Genomic DNA, 21,183 nt, shown 5'->3' on the forward strand with positions numbered 1-21,183 from the left:
GTCAGCGTATTATCGTATATTTGCTTAGCGTCCTTAACAAATCCCTCCTCAATCCTCCCTTTAAAAAAGGGAAAAAGCTAAAGCTTTTTATGACTATAAAAAAGCTGAAACTGATAGTGAAATTCTATTGTCTTGTTAATAGCTAACGCTTACGTAGAATATAAACGACAAATCTCGCTTCGGTCGTAAAGTCAGCGTCATTAGTAGAGGCTAACAATGTCTCACGCTTGGCAGGCTGGGCACGGTAAGCGTATGGCGTCATGGTCAGTAGGTCTTCTAATGCCTGACGGTTAAGGCTTAGGGGCTGCTGACAATAATGCACCTCATGCTGAACAAAGTACGGTTCGAGTTGATGGAGAAATTTGTCCGAATCATGCTCACGCACACTATCAAACAGCGCCTCACGGACGGATTCTAGATGACCCACATCAGGCTTGGCGATGACTAGCCAGCCCTCTGACTTAAGAGTGCTGGCGAACACCTCCGGCAAGATAGGGCTGAAAATACTGCTAATCCCATCGACACTTTCAGGCTCAATAGGCAGATTAACGGCGCTCGCCACTAACGGGTAGATGACGCTAGTATGACTGCCGCCCTCTTCTCTAGAATCTGCTCCATCAGTCGCATTTTTCGCCGATGCTTCTTTATTAAACGCCTGACACCATAATTGATCACTGGCTTTTCCGGCCTTTGCTAAGGTCATCACCGCAGGCTTGCTAATATCAACGGCGATCATATTATCTATTGCTGCTTTTTGCGTCATAGCTAGGGTGTAATAGCCTTCCCCGCAGCCAATATCTAACCAGTTTTTAAACTTATTATTGACTTCTTTACCTTTTACAGCTTCTGAACTCTGATTGTCATCTGAGGCCGTAGCCTTGCTCAACTTAACGTCACTTAACTGAGCGACTTGCTCACAGATAAGCGACTGCAAATTGTCATAGTGCCCTGCCGCTAAGAAGCGTTGCCGTGCGTTGATCGAGTCTTCACTATCGCCCGGCACTTTGGACTTTTTTTGCTGTACTGGTAGCAGGTTAACGTACCCTTGCCGCGCCACATCGAAATTGTGCTGCTTTGGCGTCCCATCTGCTGTCAGCTTAGGATTTTGACTGCCGTCGCATTGCCAAGTTTTGGCAGTCAACTGTAGAGGCGACTGACACAACGGACAAATAAAAGGCGGGGCGAGAGGTGCAGGGTTATTAGCTAGCATTAAAGAATTACCTAGAGTTTGACGCAAATAAAGGATGATGAGCGGGGTGCGAATGCTTTTCGTTATAAATACTGATTAAATGAGTACAATTTTGAATGTAATTCGGAATAACCAAAGTTAATTATCACATTAGTGCCAGTATTTAATTAGCTCAGCCACATAGGCCTTATTAAAGTCTACAAACTGCTGGGCCTTGGCTTGCTCTTCTGTCCGATCTACGGCAGCATTTGCCTGTTGACTGTCTTTAGGGTGTGAGAGCTTAAGTAGGGTATCAATTTTGGCTTCTTGAGCGGCGCTATCGACATGACCGCTATTGACATCTAATGTATAAGGCGACTGCTGCTTAAAGTGCCCAATCAGCGTCCTCACTTGGTCCAATAAAGCCTGACGCTGCTCGCTGGTGGTATTATTGTCAAAGAATACTGCTTGCATATCTTTGAGGGTACTCGATTCGAGATTGTCTAAGATTACCTGATGGCTACTGGCTTGCAGCTCATCTGGCTGCTGAGCGATGAGCCAACGCAGTAGTATTTTAAGCTCCATGACCGCATCACGAAACTGGCGCTCTTGATCACTACCCACATCGCTAAAGACCGCCATTTGCTTCTCTAAAATCGTCTCATTGAGGTCTTTGACTTGCTTTAGATTTAGGACAATAAGGGCATCTATGCGTGCTTCGTGTTGGCGAGCAAATAGCGCTCTAACCTCAGCACTGATCTGATTGTCTTTAACAAACCGACTGGCCAACTCATCGAGACGAATGATCGTATTGTCCCTCAAGTCTTTGATCAGCTCTTGTACTCGCGTGGCCAGATATGGGTAGGCTGTCTGCAGGTAGTTTTGATTGTCAATAAGCTCATTGGTAGCCGTTATTAGATGTCTTAACCGCTCGCTCGGGCCATCTGATAGCAGCATACCCAGATGATGGGCGTGACGCTCAAACGTCAGAGTTACGGGGTCACTCGTAGCCGGCTCTATCCTAGTCGCTTCAATTTCACCGAGCATCTGCGGGCTTTTATCAGACAAGGCTGGCACTGAATGAGAATGAGATAGCCGCTGATTATGGTTATAGACCTTCATCGATAGCGCGATAGCAAGGGCCATAAAAGCCACAGGGGTGAGCGGCGTACCCATAATCATCACAAAAAACGACACAAGCATAACTTTCGTCGTCAATGACGAGATTTGCTTACGCTCCCCTTCAAAGTTAAAGGACGGAACGATATGCTTAATACCTGTAAAGGCGAATACTGCCCCAAGCAGACTAAGAAGACCTAGAGACGGGACGTTTAATCCCAAAATTACAATCACTAAGCCAATCACTGACAGTGTCACGCCTGTTTGAAACTGCTGCGGGCGAGCGATGAGACCTTGAGCTTGCTGTGGCCTAGTAGCGATAGGAGATGATGCGTGGCTGCTATTAATCTCGCGCTTGAACCACTGCGCTAGAGCATGATCAATCTGTGTATTCACCACATCAGACTGATGGGTCACTGCCTTTGGGTTGATGATGCTAAACGCTGCAAAGCGCGCGCGCTGCCATTGCTCTATCTGGTTGATAAGCTCTTGTTGAGAGTGACGCTGCAAAAAGCGCTCAAGTGTATCTAGCTCTACCAAAACAGCATAGTAAGGCTCAAAGCGTGCAATATAAAATATCGCATCTATGGCGATAAACTGCGCTAACTCGTGCAGCTGTAAGGCCACTTTCGCACCCTTTCCTTGACCAGTTACATAGCTATCAGGGTCACGCTCCATCTGCAAGGGATAATGAGGGTTGCTCTTGGCCTTTACATGCGCCACAAGCGAAGCGTCAAGGTAGCGCTGAAGGGTAAAGAATATCGCTTGGGTCAAGTCATACAGTTGCCGCCGGCCCGTAGCCGTGGTGGTCGGATCGTTAAATACCACATAGAACTCAGGTAAGACGACGGATTTAAGATCGATTAGCAAGTAGTGCCAATTCATCTGTATCGGGTCTAACGTGACTTGCTGCGGCTCTAATCTTTTAGCAACACGCTTATCGGGACTTAGGGAGCGATCATAACTGTCATTGGTCGTAGCGCTTTTACGTAGCTCATCTTTGATGAGGGTTGCTGGATGCGGCTCAGTTTGCGACTGGGTGTTATTAAGCGGCGACACCAACATCTCAAGCTCATCAATGACGCGAGCCAACTGTGTTAAAAGGGTGTTAAAAGCGTCTTGTTGCGCCGACGTCATGGAGGTTCCTAGCTAATGCTTTATTATAAAAGTACAGTCAACGATAAAACTAACCAACGAATTATCGCCCTGCAAAATGCCGCTATTTATTGTCATAATTTACAGCGGCATGACTTATTACAGTGACACTGATTAGATTTAATGTCAGCGACTTAACATCGCTGATTGTCTTAGTTTTGCATATAGCATTTGCCAAAATTTCAGACGAGCTTATTTCCAGACTATCTTAACTTCAGTGTCATCAATCCCAGCACCACTAAGACAATGGCAATAATCCAAAATCTCGCCACCACTTGAGTCTCTTTCCAACCGATCTCTTCAAAATGATGGTGCAGCGGTGCCATGCGAAACACCCGCTTTTTACGTAGCTTATAAGAACCTACCTGAATCATTACCGATAGAGCTTCCGCTACAAATAAGCCGCCCATAATGGCAAAAGCAATCTCTTGACGCGTCATCACCGCGATTGTACCCAGCATCGCACCTAACGCTAAAGCACCCACATCTCCCATAAACACTTGCGCCGGATGCGCGTTAAACCACAAAAACCCTAGCCCAGCACCAATCATTGAGCCGCAGACGATAGTAACTTCGGAGTTGTAAGCAATATAAGGCACATGCAAGTAATCAGCAAAGCGCGCATCTCCTGAGACGTAGGCAAAGGCGCCAAGACCTGCGGCTACCAAGACAACAGGGAGAATTGCTAACCCGTCTAGGCCATCGGTAAGGTTGACCGCATTGGAGGAGCCATTGATGACAAAATAGGTAAAAATAATAAAGCCGATACCCATGGGCAGCGCTGAAAAAGGAATGACCCAGTTTTTAAAGAGGGGAATCAGAACGTCCTGCATCTCTCTTGTGGTCACCAAGTCGGCTTGCTGAGTGGCGATATAGTATAGCGAGCTACCAACGAATAATGCGCCAACTGACAGCCAAAAGTACTTCTTACCCGCCGATAAGCCTTTGGGGTTTTTATATTTAATCTTTAGCCAATCATCAGCCCAGCCCACCGCACCGAATATCGCCATAACGATGATCAAAATCCAGATATAGGGGTTACTCAGACGTGCCCAGCAAAGGGTCGCTACCGCAATAGCACTGAGTATCAAGATACCGCCCATGGTCGGCGTTCCGGTCTTAGCCAGGTGCGACTGCGGGCCATCATCACGGATGGCTTGACCATACTTTAAGGTCCGCAAACGAGCGATGGCAGGGCCGCCCAATATCATGCTAAATCCCAGCGCAGTAATGACGGCAAGCAAGGCTCGAAGCGTCAATGAGGAGACCGCAGAAAACGGAGAATAATACTGACTAAGCCATTCAAATAACCAAACTAACACTACTTACTCCTCTAACAACGCCGCAATCAGCGTCTCCATTTTGGCAGCGCGCGAGCCTTTAAATAATATGGTGCAGGACCGAGCTTCATGTGCCTGCAAATACTGCTGCAAATACGCAAGCAGTGACGGTTTATCTTCAAAGGCTTGAGCGCTAATACCGCCCACCTCTGAAGCGCCTTCGACACTATAGCGAGCGAAATCGCCCACACACAGTAGCATATCGATACCCGTAGCAGCAATCGCCCTACCTAATGCTTGATGCTCAGCGACCGCAGCGCTACCCAGCTCAGCAATATCTCCCAACACCATGATACGAGTACCATTCTGCGCGGCCAATACTTTAGCGGCGGCGCGAACGGAATGCGGATTGGCATTATAAGTGTCATCGATGAGGCGGTGCTTACCGAGTAGCTGACTATTCAAGCGACCTTTCGCTGGTCGCGCATTCTCAAGACCAACGACGATATCATCAGTATCAATGCCTAGAGCGTGCGCACAAGCCGCTGCCGCCAAGGCATTATTGACATTATGCTCACCAGCTAAGGGCAGCTTAATATCGTGAATATCAGTGCCAATGTGCAGTTTAAACTCGCTACGCTCAGGCTCGACATCTAAGTGACTGGCGCTAACGTCAGTATTGCCAAATCCTAGCACGTGGGCAGTGTGCGACTCAGCAATGCGCCGCAGCTCATTAGTAAAGTCATCATTGTCCGGTACAATGGCAAACTGCTCTGTGCTTAAAGTATGGTAAATCTCAGCTTTGGCTTGGCAAATGCCCTCTCGGCTACCAAACTCGCCCAAATGCGCCGTACCAATATTAAGAATACAAGCCACATCAGGCTGTACAATCTCAGTAGTATAGGCAATCTCACCAATGTGGTTGGCACCAAGCTCGATGACTGCAAACTGATGCTGGTCAGACAGCTCAAGCAGCATCATTGGTGCTCCTAAGTCATTATTCAGGTTGCCACGAGTAATAAGCGTTGGCGCTAGGCGGCTAAAGATACTACCGAGCATCTCTTTACAAGTGGTCTTGCCACTTGAGCCAGTAATAGCGATAACCTTCACGCCTGGATGTTGTCGTCTACGATATGCGGCTAGCTGACCTAATGCTAGCCGGGTATCATTGACGACGAGCTGAGGAATCGTACTGGATACGGGGCGCTCAACGATAGCTGCGACTGCTCCCTTACTGGCAGCAGCATTGATATAATCATGACCGTCGAAGTTGTCTCCAGACAAGGCCAAAAATATATCCCCCGTCTTAATAGTGCGAGTGTCTGTGGCGATACGGTAGCTGGTCACTGCCATATCAGCTGCATCCTGAGCGCTGACCTCACCTTCACTTTGCGCAGGGGCTAGCCAGTGACTCTCTAGCGTCGCTGTGGCTGCTAGCAAGTTATCTGCATGCCAGACATAGAGACCTTGGGAGTGCAGCTCATTACCTTCTATTGCTGAGCTTTGCGCCGATTTTTCTTGTTGAGCGTGCATAAGAGTTTACCTTTATAGTTATATTTCCAAATTATCGAAGTATGTAAGTATCGAAGCCTTAATAACATAAACCTTAGGTGGTGACGGTCTTAACCTATCTGTTAAATCTTGACTTTAAGGTGAGTTAAAACCCTTATGAGCTGATTAACGGGATAACTCAGTATTTAATATCTGTCTAACAAACAGTCGATGCAAGCTTACCTATATATTAAATATAGCGCTAATTAGCGACCTTTCCATACTCTCGCAATGCCTCTTGAACCACGACCGTATCGTCAAAGTCATAACGAACACCTTTGATTTCTTGATAGCTCTCATGTCCCTTGCCAGCGATGACGACGATATCATCGACCCTAGCGTGCTGCACTGCATAACCAATGGCCTGCCTGCGATCTGGCTCAATGTGAGTTCTCTCGCGCTGCGCTGCGCTCATGCCTACTTGCATATCTTTTAAGATAGCTAGGGGGTCTTCTGAGCGCGGATTGTCTGAGGTTAATATCACCTGATCGGCCACAGCCAGTCCTGCCTGAGCCATCAACGGCCTCTTGCCAGCATCGCGGTCACCACCGCAGCCGAACACTGCCCAAAGCTGACCTTGACAGTGAGCTTTTAGACTGCTCATCACTTGTTGTAGCGCATCGGGGGTGTGCGCGTAATCGACGATAAAGCAACCTTCGCTTGCTTCAACGCGCTGCATACGGCCACTAGCCCCTTGCAATGATTTGACCAATTCTGGAATCTGCTTAACGTCCACACCTAAAGCAACAGCAGCGGCAATCGCTGCTAAAAGATTGGCCACATTAAAGCGACCAAGTAGCGGACTCTCTACCCAAATAGGCGCAAAAGATCCAGCAATCTCTATACTGCTACCCTCAAGGCTTGGCTGAATCTGCCGCGCTACAAAGCTCGCCTGTGCATCAGGACGTAAGCTGTAAGTCCATACTTCAAGGCCACTTTTTGCTGCCTGCTCTAACATTAGCGGTGCAAACTCATCATCAATATTGATAATAGCGTGGCTCAGCGTATCAAAATGAGCGCGATCAAATAGCTTGGCTTTGGCCGCTGCATACTGCGCCATGTCGGCATGATAGTCGAGGTGATCACGGCTAAGATTGCTATAAATGGCGATATGAATGGGCACACCTTGCAAGCGCTGCTGATCAAGACCATGCGAGCTAGCTTCAAGCGCTAGCAGGTCTACCGACTCAGCCGCCATCTGCATCAAAAAACGCTGAACCGCTAAAGCATCACCGGTAGTATGACTGGCTTGTGTGAGGTGACCAAGTCGCCCATTACCTGCTGTGCCCATAATAGCGCTACTCATTCCCGCGCCTTGGCACAACTGCGCTAATAATTGACTGATTGTGGTTTTGCCATTGGTTCCTGTAACTGCAGCGACCTTAGGCAGGGCTATCGCTGCTTCATTGCCCAACTCTTTGCTCTTCGCCACAGTCTGATGCTGTAGCGAGGCTTGGATTAAGCTACCTAAAATATGCCGGATGGCTGGTACATAAATTATAGGACACTTGGTCTTGGTAAGATTCAGCGTACTCGGGTCTACCTCAGATAAGATAAAGGCCGCCTGCACCATCGCTTGCTCAGCATAACCTCGACTACGCTGTAGCGAATGCGACTGGCTTTTTAATAAGATAAAAGCATCGCCAGATATCACCTGACGACTATCTAGCTGAAACTGGCGAAAGGGTATATCAAGGATAGGTGATGCCTGTGCCAACTGCTGATAAGCGGTCAGTCGCGGATTGGATACAGCTTGCGCATCGCTAGTAATGGCAGTAGAGTCCATCTGTAGCTGAACTAATAACTGCTGTAAAGTCATGATGTTAGCATTGGCAGGGGTCATACCTAAATCCTGTGCCGAGTGTTGATAAATAGGGCTAATGAGCGATAGTAACGGCTTAGTAACGAACAACGCGGGCGGCGGTGTTGGATACTAAGATAAATCCTAAACTTGTGGCGCACTAATTGGTCTTTAGTGGCTTATCTAACGGCACATTATAAAGGCGTAGCGCCTCTTTCATGACGTTATGGAATACCGGAGCAGCCGTCTGCCCAGCATAGTGTAGTTTTCTTGGATCTTCGATCAAAATGACACTGACTAGCCTTGGGTTAGACGCGGGAGCAATACCGACAAACACATTGCGGTATTGATCAGTATAGTAGCCACCATCTGGATTGACTCGCCTTGAGGTCCCTGTCTTACCAGCCACTCGGTAGCCATCGATGGCCGCTGCCTTGGCCGTACCGCCATTTTGAGTGACCAGCTCTAGCATCTCCACGATAGCTTGCGCTTGGTCCTGCTCTATAATACGCTTACTAGGTGCAGGCTTATCCGTCTTGACGAGGGTGAGCGGATGCATAATACCGCCTGAGGCCAAGGCCGTATATGCTTGAGCAATCTGTGCTAATGTCACCTGAAGACCATAGCCATAACTGACTGTCGCACGGCGCGCTGTCTCATTTTCTTTTGGCGTCACCACTAGACCACTACCCTCTCCTGGGAAATTCAACGCGGTCTTTTTGCCAAAGCCAAACTGACGCTGCATATTAGAAATCGCATCAGGCGGCAATGATAGCGCGATCTTAGTAGAGGCCACGTTACTAGACTTCTGTAACAGCGTGGCAAAGTTAATGACCCCTAAATTATTATGGTCGCGGATGGTATAGCCTTTCACGCGAATCGACCCGGGATTGGTGTCTATCAATGAGTTGCTAGTATATTTGCCAGATTTAAGCGCGGCAGCGACCGTAAATGGCTTCATAACTGAGCCTGGCTCGAACACATCCAGTACTGCGCGGTTACGCTGATTGGCGCCAGTCATCTCATTGAGATTGTTAGAGTTAAATGAAGGCCAAGTCGATAGTGCCAACACTTCTCCTGACTGGACATCGACAATCATGCCGGTACTCCAGCGCGCTTGCTGCAAGCGCCCAGCCTTTTCAAGCTCTTTGTACATCAGGTACTGTAGTCGCGAGTCGATGGTCAAGGTGATGTCTTTTCCGGCCACCTCAGGCTTAATTTGCTTGATTTCTTTTAAGCTGTTCTGCCGAGCGTCCTTTAACACCATGACTTGGCCATTCTCACCCGCTAGGACTTTTTCATACTGGTGTTCAATACCAGCGCGGCCTTCATAGCCGCCATCAGGATCATTGGCGTTTTGTCCCATAAAGCCCAGCAGCTGAGCATTGGGCTGCGGCTGTGGGTAGTAGCGCTGAAAGAAATTTTTATCATAGACCGCAACGAAGTCCAAAGCAGTAACGCTTTGAGCGATCTCAGGGGTTACTTTATTAAGGAGTAAAAAATAGTGCGAACCTGCGCCTGAGGGCAGGGCAGCTTTTACCGCATCCTCATCGGTGACATCAACAGCTTCATTTATGGCCACTGCCGCCTTAAGCTTATCGACAGGAACGTTAGCCGCTGCTGCTAAGCGGTTAAGGTCCATCTGTTCAAGACGCTTGCGCATGCGCGCTTGCAATTTTGGCTTTTCGGGATTCGTAACGATGACTTTCTTGATGCTGTAATACTCGCGCGCATAGTCGTGTGGACTAAAATACACCGTCGCCAGCGGTGCACTCACTGCCAATGGCAAATGATTGCGATCGGTAATCATACCGCGATAAGACGCCTGCGTTCGCACACTGGTAATCAGCTCATTGCCCTTTTCTTGATAGAACTTGGCATTGATAACTTGAATATAATAAGCTCGGCACAGCAGCGCAACCAAGATTAGCAGAGCCACAATCCAAATCAGGCGAAAGCGCGACTTATCCGCCTCTACACCGCCACGAGATGAGGCACCAGTAGCCCGATTAAAAAGAAAGCTTTTGCGGTTTTTTATACTGGTATATGCGCCCTCATCGTCGCTACGCTTCCTAAAAGTAAATAACGGCTTTTTGTCAGTCTCTAACTTGTTGAATCGCTGCTTGGCCGCCTTAGCAGATTTATCTGAGCTGGCAGATCGCGCGGATTTTTTTGAGCGCAGTGGTTGGGTCACCTTGACTGTAGCAGTACCGTCAGTGGCTTTATCCCCACTATTTTTTTTGCTTGTAGGCTTTTTAGCGGTTGATTTGGCCGCACTTTTAGTAACTCGAGGTGACTTACTCATGGCGTCACCTCAGCGTCCATTGACTCTGACCCAGTAGCAATGTCAACAGGCGCAGCAATCGTGGCTGTATTCATAGTGGCGCTGCTGATGGCATTGCTACTACCACTCGGCTGCAAGATAAGCTTGTCATCACTAGTGGGCGTATACATCCCCAGTTCTGCTACGGCGCGACTGGCTATCTGCGGTGTCGCACTGAAGGTCTGCTGCTCAATCAATAGTCGCTGATGCTCGACTTGAAGTTTTCGGTGTTGTTTGCGCATGTCTTGCAAGATTTTGTAGTCCTGATGGTATTGCTGGACTTGTTCGGCGGCTTTGACCCCGGTCCAAATAATAGCGGTTGCCAGCAGCAGCATACAGACGACATAGATACTCACCCCACCAAAGCGTTTGGAGAGGATATCTCCCACATCTGGCTCGGGGCCGCGCGCATTATCATGCCCATTGGCCCGTCGCCTTGAGACGGGTTTGTCGGTTACTGCCATGTCGATCTCAATTATAAGAATAGGTTAACGTTAATATTAATGCTTAAGGGAGCCTAACTAAGACGAGCTTTGAAGCTTATATGTATTGACCTGCAATAGCCTTCAGCGCTATAACATACTCACTTGCTCTTAGCAGCTCGTTTAATCAATAGTTGAAAGCTGGCACTATTGTCATTACCTTAGGGTCGTCCCTCTATTGTGCTTCTGTCTGTCTCATGCTTTTGCCCAATTACTGAGCGGTCATTAGTCTACGTAGCTAATAACACGTAGCCAATAACTAGCCACTAGAGAGTTATTACTAAGTAGCTGCTGGTAAAAATGCCTCTGTACTGCGCTGCGCCACTCTCAACCAAGCACTCCGCGATCGAGGGTTATCTGCAATCTCTGCTTTACTCGGTCCAATACGCTTAGGCTTACTAAAATAGCGCGGCCGATCAGGGGGCATCGGTAGGTTCTGATCTTCAGGGTACTGACCCTTACTATGCCGCTGCAAAAACTGCTTGATACGTCGATCTTCTAGCGAATGAAAGCTAATCACAGCAAGCCAACCCTCTGGCGCGAGTACCTCGATACTTTGTTCTAAGAAAGCATCGACATCCCCCAGCTCATTATTGATAAAGATTCGCATCGCCTGAAAGCTCTGCGTCGCTGGGTGCTTGCCCTTTTGCCAATTGGGGTGCGCGGTCTTGATGACCTCTGCCAGCTCAAGCGTCGACTCGTAGCTGCCCATCGCCTTGATAGCACGCGCAATACGGCGACTGTGACGCTCCTCTCCAAACTCGTACAGAACGTCAGCCAAAGTATCCGCGTCCACCGCCTCAAGCCATGCAGACACTGGCTGGCCGCGAGTAGTATCCATACGCATGTCTACCGCACCATCACGCATAAAGCTAAAGCCGCGACTACCGTCGTCTAACTGCGGTGACGATACTCCAAGGTCCGCCATCAGTCCGCTCACTTTATCAATACCCAGCTCAGCCAATCTGGCTTGCAGCGTCGCAAAGCTATCATGAATGACGGTTACGCGGCTGTCCGTAGCGGCCAGCTTATTCGCCACCTCGATCGCCTCAGGATCTTTGTCAAAGACCAAAAGCTGAGCATCAGGTGCCAAATGATTCAATAATAGGCGACTATGTCCGCCGCGGCCAAAGGTCGCATCGACATAAATACCACTGGCCTTAGCCTGCTGCTTTTCAAGGGATTTTAGTCCCAGTACCGCCGCGACAGTCTCACGAAGCAGTACGGCTTGATGCGCCAATGAAGCCTCTGGTGTTTGAGTGAGGTTATCTTTAGGTTGCGAAATATTATAAGACATTCAATACAAATTTATTATGTAAAAAGGAAGGTTATTATCGAGCCTAGTAGATTGGCGATTTGGCTCAACTGAACATCACGGTCTTGCAGATTATATATCTTGCTTATGGTAATACTGTGCTTGATATTGTAGCTTACTAGCCTCATCAAGAGTATGACTATTACAGGCAAATAACGCGAACGGTATGTGAATAAATCATTATCGCAACCTTGTCAGTCATGTCAAGTCATCGCCGCATAAACGAGAAGTTAATCCGTCAAAATGTAGAGGTTGACACACAAAACACTGCAATCAGCAATATAAGAGCAGGGTTTTGATTCCTGTTATAATAGACAAATCTTTGTAGCTACTGCTGTTGATTTAGCGTTTAATTGAGCTACGCACTTTTTTCTAAGTATTACTTTTATAGCATAATCATCCACCTACCCAATTCTTTGATAGAGAGCATTATGACCCAAGCTAGCACCTCTTCCACTGCTTTACCCCCTCACAACGATCGTCCTGTGCGTACCCGAATTGCTCCCTCCCCCACTGGCTTTCCCCATGTGGGCACTGCTTATATTGCGCTATTTAACTTGGCTTTTGCCAAGGCGCATGGTGGTGAGTTCATCTTACGTATCGAAGACACCGATCAGACGCGCTCAACCGAGCAATCTGAAAAGATGATTTTAGATGCACTGCACTGGGTCGGTCTAGACTGGAGCGAGGGACCAGATATTGGTGGTCCTCATGCGCCCTATCGTCAAAGTGAGCGTAGTGATCTCTACAAAAAGTACGCCGAAGAGCTGCTCGATAAAGGCCATGCTTTCCGCTGCTTCTGTACTCCTGAAGAGTTAGACGCCATGCGAGCTGAGCAAATGGCGAATGGTCAAACGCCGCGCTACGATGGCCGCTATGCTGATCTACCACGCGAAGAGTCTGACAAGCTTGCCGCCGAGGGCAAGCCTTATGTCATCCGCATGCGCGTCCCTACCGAAGGCGTCTGTAAGGTACAAGACATGCTGCGCGGTGAGGTCGAGATTCCTTGGGAGCAGGTCGATATGCAAGTGCTGCTCAAAACTGACGGTATGCCGACCTACCATCTGGCGAACGTCGTCGATGACCACTTAATGGATATCAGCCACGTCATTCGTGGTGAAGAGTGGCTCAACTCAGCACCCAAGCATCAACTGTTGTACGAATACTTCGGCTGGCAGATGCCTACCCTTTGCCACATGCCGCTACTGCGTAACCCTGATAAGTCAAAACTGTCCAAGCGCAAAAACCCAACGTCCATCACCTATTACCGTGATGCCGGTGTCATGCCAGAAGCGCTGCTCAACTACCTTGGGCGTATGGGCTACTCAATGCCCAATGAGGAAGAGAAGTTCACCCTTGATGAGATGATAGCTAGCTTTGATATCCAGCGTGTATCTTTAGGCGGCCCTATCTTCGATATCGAAAAGCTTAGCTGGCTTAATGGCGAATGGCTGCGGGCACTGACTCCTGAACAGCTCAAGCACAAAATCCTCGACTGGGCCAATGACTCTGATAAGCTGACCGCCATTGCTGCGGCGATTCAACCCCGTATCAACTTAATGTCTGACACGGTTAATTGGGCCGGGTTTTATTTCCAAAACCTACCTGAGATTAGCGTTGAAGACTTCGAGCACAAAAACCTCACCCCTGAGCAAATCATCGAAATCCTACAGATCGCTACTTGGAAGTTAGAGGCGCTACCAGAATGGTCTGAGAGCAATATCTATCAGACGCTTAAAGGGCTATCAGCCGCGATGGACATTAAGCTTCGCGACATGATGGCGCCGTTCTTTATCGCTATTGCCGGTAGTAGCTCGTCCACACCGGTCATGAATGCTATGTTCGTCATTGGTCCAGATATGACCCTGACTCGCCTTCGTCATGCGGTGGAAGTGTTGGGCGGCTTGGGTAAGAAAAAGCTTAAAAAGCTTGAGAAGACCGCGGCAGACATGCCGGACTTCTTGGCGGATTCGGCTGAATAATTTCTAGACCCAGCCTTATTTTGATAAATATGCTCAGCTTCGGCTGGGCATTTTTTATGAGGGTAAAAGGTTATATGCCAGCGATGCATAGGGTTTATTCATAGCTGATCCTGCTGACCACCACTATCTTGGTTTGGCAGGTTGCGAGCACTTGACTAAGGGTAGTCTCGCTGAACAGGAATGCCTTCAGCCAATAGTGCCCACCCTGCCGAGATGGCAGATACAAGCGAATAGCAGGATTAGCTGCAAAAACGGTCCTATCTAAGGTCACCTTGAGCCTAGTCTACGTTGTCTTACATTACTTGCAGGTATCTTGAGCTATTATTTCCAATGTCGTTAACTGCTAATGACTTTACCTGAGAACCCAACCCATGCGCCTACCCCAATCAAAGCACGACTTAGCAGCCATCCAAACACTCTATAACAACGATATAAGTAGCGTTGATGCGCAGCTTCCCGAACTATTAACATGGCTACAAGACATCAATTGGCCAGTTGCCGCGCCTTTGGTCGAGTATTTACGCCTACATTTTGCCGCCTTACCTGCCATGGAGTCCACGCTACTTGAAATCTTAAAAAGTGACGACGGGGTTTGGAAGTATTGGCTTATCGTCTCATTAGGGGACTTATTTCAGACGCCTGCCTTACTCAAGGCTTTATCTGACCTTGCCCATCAGCCCAGCGCAGACGACAAGCATGAAGAGGTCGATATCGTTGCTTTAGAGGTGCTAGAAAAGCGCTTGTAATTAATTCATTTATGCTGGCGAAAGCCCTTAGAAACGATGCTTCAAGATAAATAACTACTTTTTTTGAAAATTATGCAAAAAATTCTTGACAACCCATCCAAGCTTCCCTAAAATACGCGTCTCTTAGTGAGGGGCTATAGCTCAGTTGGTAGAGCACTTGCATGGCATGCAAGGGGTCAACGGTTCGACTCCGTTTAGCTCCACCATTATTTTATAGTGAATCATTAAGTATTAACATCAGTTCCTAGGCTAATCTCCACCCTGATGTTAATTGTTATGATCATTGATTTATACCAATGATGCTTAACTTCTCTATTGCGTCCCCATCGTCTAGAGGCCTAGGACACCGCCCTTTCACGGCGGTAACGGGGGTTCGAATCCCCCTGGGGACGCCACTTATTCGGTGGCCAATCGTCACCAGCTAAAAGCCCAGTCAATATTGACTGGGCTTTTTTTATGGTTAGAAGCTAATGTATTTTTGCAGGCTTTATCGATAGTAGTGGGCTTAGTACGTTTAGTAAGTAGTTCGGCTCCATCGGCAAGATGGCGTGATATAGCAAGGGTATAAATTATCTTAAATTGATACTTGTCACTCAAGAAACCAGTATCTGAGAAGATAAAATATCTTCTTAACAATAGAGATTTGCCCCATTATCAACGACACTACTACTTTTGAGATGTTGAAATTACCACTTACAGTTCACTATGCAATATTCATGAAACATTCGATAAACGTTACTGTATGCAATATTTGTTAACACGAATCCTATTCATGGGTACAAATTGCGTGTACAACTTACTAAAATTAACCACAACGGTAGCTTTCTCTCTATATATTAGTGCCCATATCTAACGTAGTTTAGGATGCTAGTCTTATGACATGATCATATAGATGAATATCTACTCAATAGATCAACTCTAAGAATTATACTACTTTAGTTTATAGGTCTAATACTTACATATGTTATTTGATTAACAGAGGATACAACTATGATGCCTTCTTACTCCCCTCAGCGCCGCCCATCTTGGCGCGGTGTGCTTGCAGGACTGCTCATGGGTCTAGTCGTAGTGATGGCCATGATGGCACTTGCTTTGGTGCTAAGCTCATTCTTACCATTTGATCTAAAAGGCTCTAGTATTGCCGCTGGCATCTATGCTGCGATTACCGCTTTAGTCAGTGCTTTCGTAGCCGGTTACTTTGCTGTTAAAGCCTCTGCGCCAGAAGCTTTGTTTGGTGACGGTACCGCTATTGATCCTAAAGATGCTACGCTTACTGGTATGTTGACAGCAGCAGCTATCATCGCGCTTACCTCTTACCTAACGCTAAGCAGCGCTACTAGCATTATGTCTACCGCCACCCGTGCTGTAGGCAGCACAGTAAGCACTGTTGCTAGTACTACTGCTTCTGCAGTGGGCGCTGGTGCTAATATTGCTACTACAGCCGTTCAAGGCTCTGACGGTAGTATCCAACAAGAAGCCAAAGCCATGTATGATCGTATATCTGGTGATATCAGCCGCGATGATATCGAGCAAATGGTCGCTAAAAACACTCAAAACCTAGATCAACAGCAAGTGTCTGCAACTGCTGACGTGGTTGAAGAGATGATGAACGAGACCAAAGGTGAGGTTCAACAAATGGACTTTACTGATCTTAATACTTGGCGCAACATTGATGACTACGCCAAGCAGCGTATGGCTAGCATCGAGCAAATGCTTGCTGGTCCAGAAATCATCAACCGTCTTCAAGCAAAAGGCTTAACTGAGGCTGAAGCACAGCAAGTTCGTAATGAGGTTACTGAGTCATTTAATGAGTACAAAGCAAAAACCAATCAGGCTATTGCTACTGCTCAACAAAAAACTGACCAAGTTCTAAACCAAGCTGAAGATACTGCTCGTAAAGCAGCTCTATATTCAGGTCTATTCTGGTTGATTAGTGCGCTACTTACTTTCGTAGCCAGTATCATGGGTGCTCGTAAAGCGGCAGCCAACTATCGCCTAGAAAAGCCAATCGTAACTTGGGGCGATAACGTTAAATAATGACCATCTTAGGGAATGCTCTAAGATAATTACGACACGTTAATTGCATCAAAAAACGCACCTAGTATTTTCTGGGTGCGTTTTTTTATGGCTGACTGTTTTGTGGCTAATGATTAATGATTAATGATTAATGATTAATGATTAAACGAACTATAACTCTTAAAGTCTTTTTAATGCTTTAACTTTCAAGTAGGATAACTCTCTTTAAGATTAAGCATTAGCAGATAACAATATGTCAAAAGACAGCGCAGCAATTAAGCAAGCAATTACACAAGTCTGCCACTCTCATGAGATAACCTGTCTGCATGCTATCGAAAGCGGCAGCCGCGCTATCCGCTTTGTTGGCTGTAAGAAGTCAATTGTATTCATGAGCCTGCCGCTTTGACTGGGCATTTTGCTCCGCGACTTCAGTTAGGCCTTTCACCCAGCAACACGACTATAAAAAATCTGGGATATAAAAAATTCAGACTAAGGCCGTCCATTAGAAATCAAAACTTAGCCTCTTTTTTAAATACTAAATATGCTGATAGTTGCCTTGGGGTGCGTTTTAGCCGTGACTGCCGCGGTATCCTGACTAGCTGAGCGGTTGCGGGGACTTGGCTGAGAGTAGTCTCGCTGGTCAGGAATGCTATCAGCCAATAGTCCCCGCTGCGCTCAGATAGGCAGATATAAGCAGAAGGCGCGATTGGCTGCCACAACTACTCTATCCCTAGCTCTTTCGTGATCTAATAAAAAACGCCCAGCTTAGGCTGAGCGTTTTTTATTGGTTGTGAATAGAGCAGCTAGCGTTATGCTGTCGCTTCAATATTCTCATTGGCAAGCTCGCGCAGTACATAGTGCAGCACGCCGCCATGGCGCACGTACACTCGCTCTTTTGGCGTTTGCAGCATGACATTGACCTCGAAGGTCTCAGTGCTACCATCAGCTCGGGTTGCGGTGACCGTCGCTGTCGTGCTCTCACCATCGTTCAGACCGGTGATGCTCAGCACTTCTGAGCCGTCAAGGTTGTGCGACTGGATGCTCTCACCGTCCTTAAAGGTAAGCGGAAGTACCCCCATACCGACTAAGTTTGAGCGGTGAATACGCTCAAATGACCCTGCCAATACGGCTTTGACGCCCAGTAGAATCGTACCCTTGGCTGCCCAGTCACGGCTAGATCCAGTGCCGTATTGCTCACCGCCTAAGACCACGAGGGTGCGGCCATCTTCTTTGTATTTCATCGCCGCATCATAGATTGGCATCTCTTCGCCATCACTAAGCGTAGCCTTGTCACCTTTAAAGTAATAGGTGTAGCCGCCTTCTTTACCGTTCATCATCAAGTTTTTGATACGGATATTGGCAAAGGTACCGCGCGTCATAACAGCATCATTACCACGGCGTGAGCCATAACTGTTGAAGTCGGCCTCCATCACCCCGCGATCCTGCAAGTACTGACCTGCAGGCGAGCTTGCATCAATGTTACCCGCTGGCGAGATATGGTCAGTGGTGATTGAATCGCCAAATACGCCTAAGACGCGGGCATTATGGATATCTGGGATACCCTCTGGCTCCATGGTCATACCATCGAAGAACGGTGGGTTTTTGATGTAAGTTGATGCCTCACTCCACTGATAGAGCTGGCTGTCAGGCGAGCTAATAGCGTTCCACTCATCGCTACCCTCAAAGACTTCGCCGTAGTTTTTATGGAACATATCGGCATCGATATTATTGGCGATAAGCTCGTCAATTTGCGCGCTAGTCGGCCAGATGTCTTTGAGATAGACGTCATTGCCGTCTTGGTCTTGACCGAGCGGATGCTTGGTTAGGTCGATATCGACTGTGCCTGCTAGCGCATAGGCGACGACTAAAGGCGGTGATGCTAGGTAGTTGGTCTTGACGTGAGAGTGAATGCGACCTTCAAAGTTTCGGTTGCCAGACAGGACTGAGGCGACGACTAAGTCTTTCTCTTCGATACCTTTCTCGATGACTTCTGGCAATGGTCCTGAGTTACCGATACAGGTGGTGCAGCCATAGCCTACGAGGTAGAAGCCTACTTTTTCTAACTCATCCATTAGCTGAGTCTTTTCAAGATAATCGGTAACGACTTTAGAGCCAGGCGCTAGCGAGGTCTTGACCCAAGGCTTGGCTTTAAGACCTTTGGCAGCGGCGTTTTTTGCGACCAGTCCTGCGCCGATCATAACCGCTGGATTGGAAGTATTGGTACACGAGGTAATCGCCGCGATGACCACCGAGCCATCAAGCAGCTTGTGCTCTTTTTCATCGATACTGACGGTAGAATAGACGCCTTCTTCTTTGGCGACATCATCTTCGGTATCGACTTCGATAGCTGGCTCAGCAGCGAGATCATCGGCCTGAACTTGTTCACCACCTTCTTGATCAAAGCGAACTTTGCCTTTGACTTCGGTGCGGCGATCTTGCGTCATCTCAAATAGCGTATCGGTGAAGCTCTGATGCATATCGGTCAAAGCGATACGCTGATGCGGTAGCTTTGGTCCTGCCAGTGACGGCTCAACCGTCGATAGATCTAAGACTAAATTACTTGAGTACACCGCATGAGGGGTATTGGCATCGTGCCATAGTCCTTGAGCCTTGGCATAGTCTTCAACCAACTGAATTTGAGCGTCGCTGCGACCAGACAAGCGTAGATAGTCAATAGCCACTTGGTCAATCGGGAAGATACCACAGGTCGCACCATACTCAGGTGCCATGTTGGCAATCGTTGCTCGGTCAGCCAGTGGCATATTGTGTAAGCCATCGCCGTAGAACTCTACGAACTTACCAACGACGCCATGCGCTCGCAGCATCTGAACCACACGCAGCACTAAATCTGTCGCGGTAACCCCTTCTGACAACTTACCAGTTAACTCAAAACCGACCACTTGCGGAATCAGCATCGATGATGCTTGGCCGAGCATCGCCGCTTCGGCTTCGATACCACCAACGCCCCAACCTAACACGCCGATACCATTAATCATCGTGGTGTGGCTGTCCGTACCAAATACCGTATCAGGGTAAGCCGTCAGCTCGCCGTTTTGTTCAGCGGCCATGACCACACGAGCAAGATACTCAAGGTTAACCTGATGCACGATACCAGTCGCAGGTGGAACCACTTTGAAGTTATCAAAGGCTTGCTTGCCCCAGTGTAAGAACTCATAACGCTCATTGTTGCGTTTAAATTCGATCTTTTTATTGAGGTCCAGCGCATCATCACGGCCATAGACATCCACTTGTACTGAGTGGTCAACGACTAGCTCGCTTGGGATAAAAGGATTAATCTGCTCGGCATTACCGCCTAATTTGACGATAGCATCGCGCATGGCTGCCAAATCTACTACCGACGGTACACCGGTAAAATCCTGCAAAACCACACGCGCAGGCATAAAGGCAATCTCTTGACTTGGCTCAGCAGTCGCGTCCCAATTGGCAACGGCTTCGATATGATTTTTACCCACGGACAGGCCATCGTCTTCATTGCGCAGTAAATTCTCTAGCACAATCTTCATACAAAATGGCAAATGGTTGATGTTAGAGTAGGTATCAGCAAGTTTAGGTAGGCTATAGTAAGTATGCGCCTTGCCAGCGACGGTCAAGGTATCTTTTACATTAAAAATATCACTCATATTGGCTTCCTTATCTGTTGTTATGTAAGGTGGCTAAGTTTGGTTAGACGGTGATTGAGCTGTTATTAAGTTGCTATTAACTTGAGAAATTAACGCCGGTAAGCTTGAAAACTAAAAAGTACTAATAACTTATGGATAGCTTAGGCTGAAAATAATGGCTATTTAGCAGTAAAGTCGCTGTTAAATAATATGGATCGCTATTTATAGCTATTGATAAAAGAAACTGCACTGGCAAAAAGGTAAAAACGTATTGAAACGTCAAGAGTCACCAAAAAACTCTGTCGTTTAATTTAGAAAATTGTCGTTATCGTCTTTTCTATAACTTTTTATAATGAGGAATAGTGCAAAGCTACCGAACGGCTCTAAATTGGGTCTCGTGACTGACCAATGCCTCTGACTATTAATTTAACCCACATTCATTGATTTAATCTGCATTCATTAAAGCCAGTCGCACGACAGCCTTATTGTTACATCGACTAAAACTTGTTATATCTACTAAAATAGTCTGTTTCAGACTACTAACATAACAAAAGCACACCGAATTGTTAAGGTCGGCGGGTAGTTAATACGTGGGGAAATCGTAACTTTGACCCTTTTAGCGTAC

General features: G+C 47.4%; 13 protein-coding genes and 2 tRNA genes. 6 read left to right on the top strand and 9 right to left on the bottom strand.

The window, feature by feature from the left end; translation table 11 throughout:
• Positions 1-142: 142 nt before the first annotated feature.
• The 8 genes from EGV92_RS11345 to rsmH form a co-directional block, all read right to left on the bottom strand.
• The gene (locus EGV92_RS11345; protein WP_131669396.1) at positions 143-1,210 is read right to left on the bottom strand and encodes a putative RNA methyltransferase; all 1,068 of its coding nucleotides are present in this window, start codon (positions 1,208-1,210) and stop codon (positions 143-145) included.
• Between the two features lie 129 nt (positions 1,211-1,339).
• On the bottom strand, positions 1,340-3,424 hold the full coding sequence (locus tag EGV92_RS11350; protein WP_131669397.1) for a hypothetical protein: 2,085 nt from the start codon (positions 3,422-3,424) through the stop codon (positions 1,340-1,342).
• Between the two features lie 221 nt (positions 3,425-3,645).
• Positions 3,646-4,764, bottom strand: coding sequence for a phospho-N-acetylmuramoyl-pentapeptide-transferase (mraY, locus tag EGV92_RS11355; RefSeq protein WP_131669398.1), 1,119 nt, complete (start codon positions 4,762-4,764; stop codon positions 3,646-3,648).
• A 3-nt stretch (positions 4,765-4,767) separates the two neighbouring features.
• The gene (locus tag EGV92_RS11360) at positions 4,768-6,255 is read right to left on the bottom strand and encodes a UDP-N-acetylmuramoyl-tripeptide--D-alanyl-D-alanine ligase (RefSeq protein ID WP_131669399.1); all 1,488 of its coding nucleotides are present in this window, start codon (positions 6,253-6,255) and stop codon (positions 4,768-4,770) included.
• Positions 6,256-6,475: 220 nt separating this feature from the next.
• Positions 6,476-8,116, bottom strand: a complete 1,641-nt coding sequence (locus EGV92_RS11365; protein WP_131669400.1) for a UDP-N-acetylmuramoyl-L-alanyl-D-glutamate--2,6-diaminopimelate ligase — start codon at positions 8,114-8,116, stop codon at positions 6,476-6,478.
• Positions 8,117-8,234: 118 nt separating this feature from the next.
• On the bottom strand, positions 8,235-10,379 hold the full coding sequence (locus EGV92_RS11370; protein ID WP_131669401.1) for a peptidoglycan D,D-transpeptidase FtsI family protein: 2,145 nt from the start codon (positions 10,377-10,379) through the stop codon (positions 8,235-8,237).
• Positions 10,376-10,861 (bottom strand): cell division protein FtsL, encoded by a 486-nt coding sequence (gene ftsL / locus EGV92_RS11375; protein WP_131669402.1) that lies wholly within the window; start codon positions 10,859-10,861, stop codon positions 10,376-10,378. The genes EGV92_RS11370 and ftsL overlap by 4 nt, the downstream gene beginning before the upstream one ends.
• Before the next feature lie 298 nt (positions 10,862-11,159).
• Positions 11,160-12,176: a 16S rRNA (cytosine(1402)-N(4))-methyltransferase RsmH gene (rsmH, locus tag EGV92_RS11380; RefSeq protein WP_131669403.1), complete on the bottom strand. Its 1,017-nt coding sequence runs from the start codon at positions 12,174-12,176 to the stop codon at positions 11,160-11,162.
• A 449-nt stretch (positions 12,177-12,625) separates the two neighbouring features.
• On the opposite strand from rsmH, the gene gltX reads away from it, so the two are divergent.
• The 6 genes from gltX (at position 12,626) to EGV92_RS13965 (ending at position 17,344) form a co-directional block, all read left to right on the top strand.
• Positions 12,626-14,176: a glutamate--tRNA ligase gene (gene gltX, locus EGV92_RS11385; protein ID WP_131669404.1), complete on the top strand. Its 1,551-nt coding sequence runs from the start codon at positions 12,626-12,628 to the stop codon at positions 14,174-14,176.
• A gap of 371 nt (positions 14,177-14,547) precedes the next feature.
• Positions 14,548-14,922, top strand: coding sequence for a DUF5071 domain-containing protein (locus tag EGV92_RS11390; RefSeq protein ID WP_131669405.1), 375 nt, complete (start codon positions 14,548-14,550; stop codon positions 14,920-14,922).
• A gap of 130 nt (positions 14,923-15,052) precedes the next feature.
• A tRNA-Ala gene (locus tag EGV92_RS11395) sits at positions 15,053-15,128 on the top strand.
• Positions 15,129-15,241: 113 nt separating this feature from the next.
• A tRNA-Glu gene (locus EGV92_RS11400) sits at positions 15,242-15,317 on the top strand.
• 595 nt (positions 15,318-15,912) lie between these two features.
• Positions 15,913-16,959, top strand: coding sequence for an MFS transporter (locus EGV92_RS11405; RefSeq protein ID WP_131669406.1), 1,047 nt, complete (start codon positions 15,913-15,915; stop codon positions 16,957-16,959).
• A 232-nt stretch (positions 16,960-17,191) separates the two neighbouring features.
• Positions 17,192-17,344 carry a hypothetical protein gene (locus tag EGV92_RS13965; protein ID WP_165525612.1) on the top strand — a complete coding sequence of 51 codons (153 nt, stop codon included), beginning with the start codon at positions 17,192-17,194 and terminating at the stop codon, positions 17,342-17,344.
• A gap of 403 nt (positions 17,345-17,747) precedes the next feature.
• On the opposite strand, the gene acnA is transcribed toward EGV92_RS13965, so the two are convergent.
• Entirely contained in the window at positions 17,748-20,579 is a 2,832-nt protein-coding gene (gene acnA, locus EGV92_RS11410) for an aconitate hydratase AcnA (protein ID WP_131669407.1), read from the bottom strand.
• Positions 20,580-21,183 lie beyond the last annotated feature (604 nt).

Source organism: Psychrobacter pygoscelis (assembly GCF_004335015.1).
Classification (GTDB): domain Bacteria; phylum Pseudomonadota; class Gammaproteobacteria; order Pseudomonadales; family Moraxellaceae; genus Psychrobacter; species Psychrobacter pygoscelis.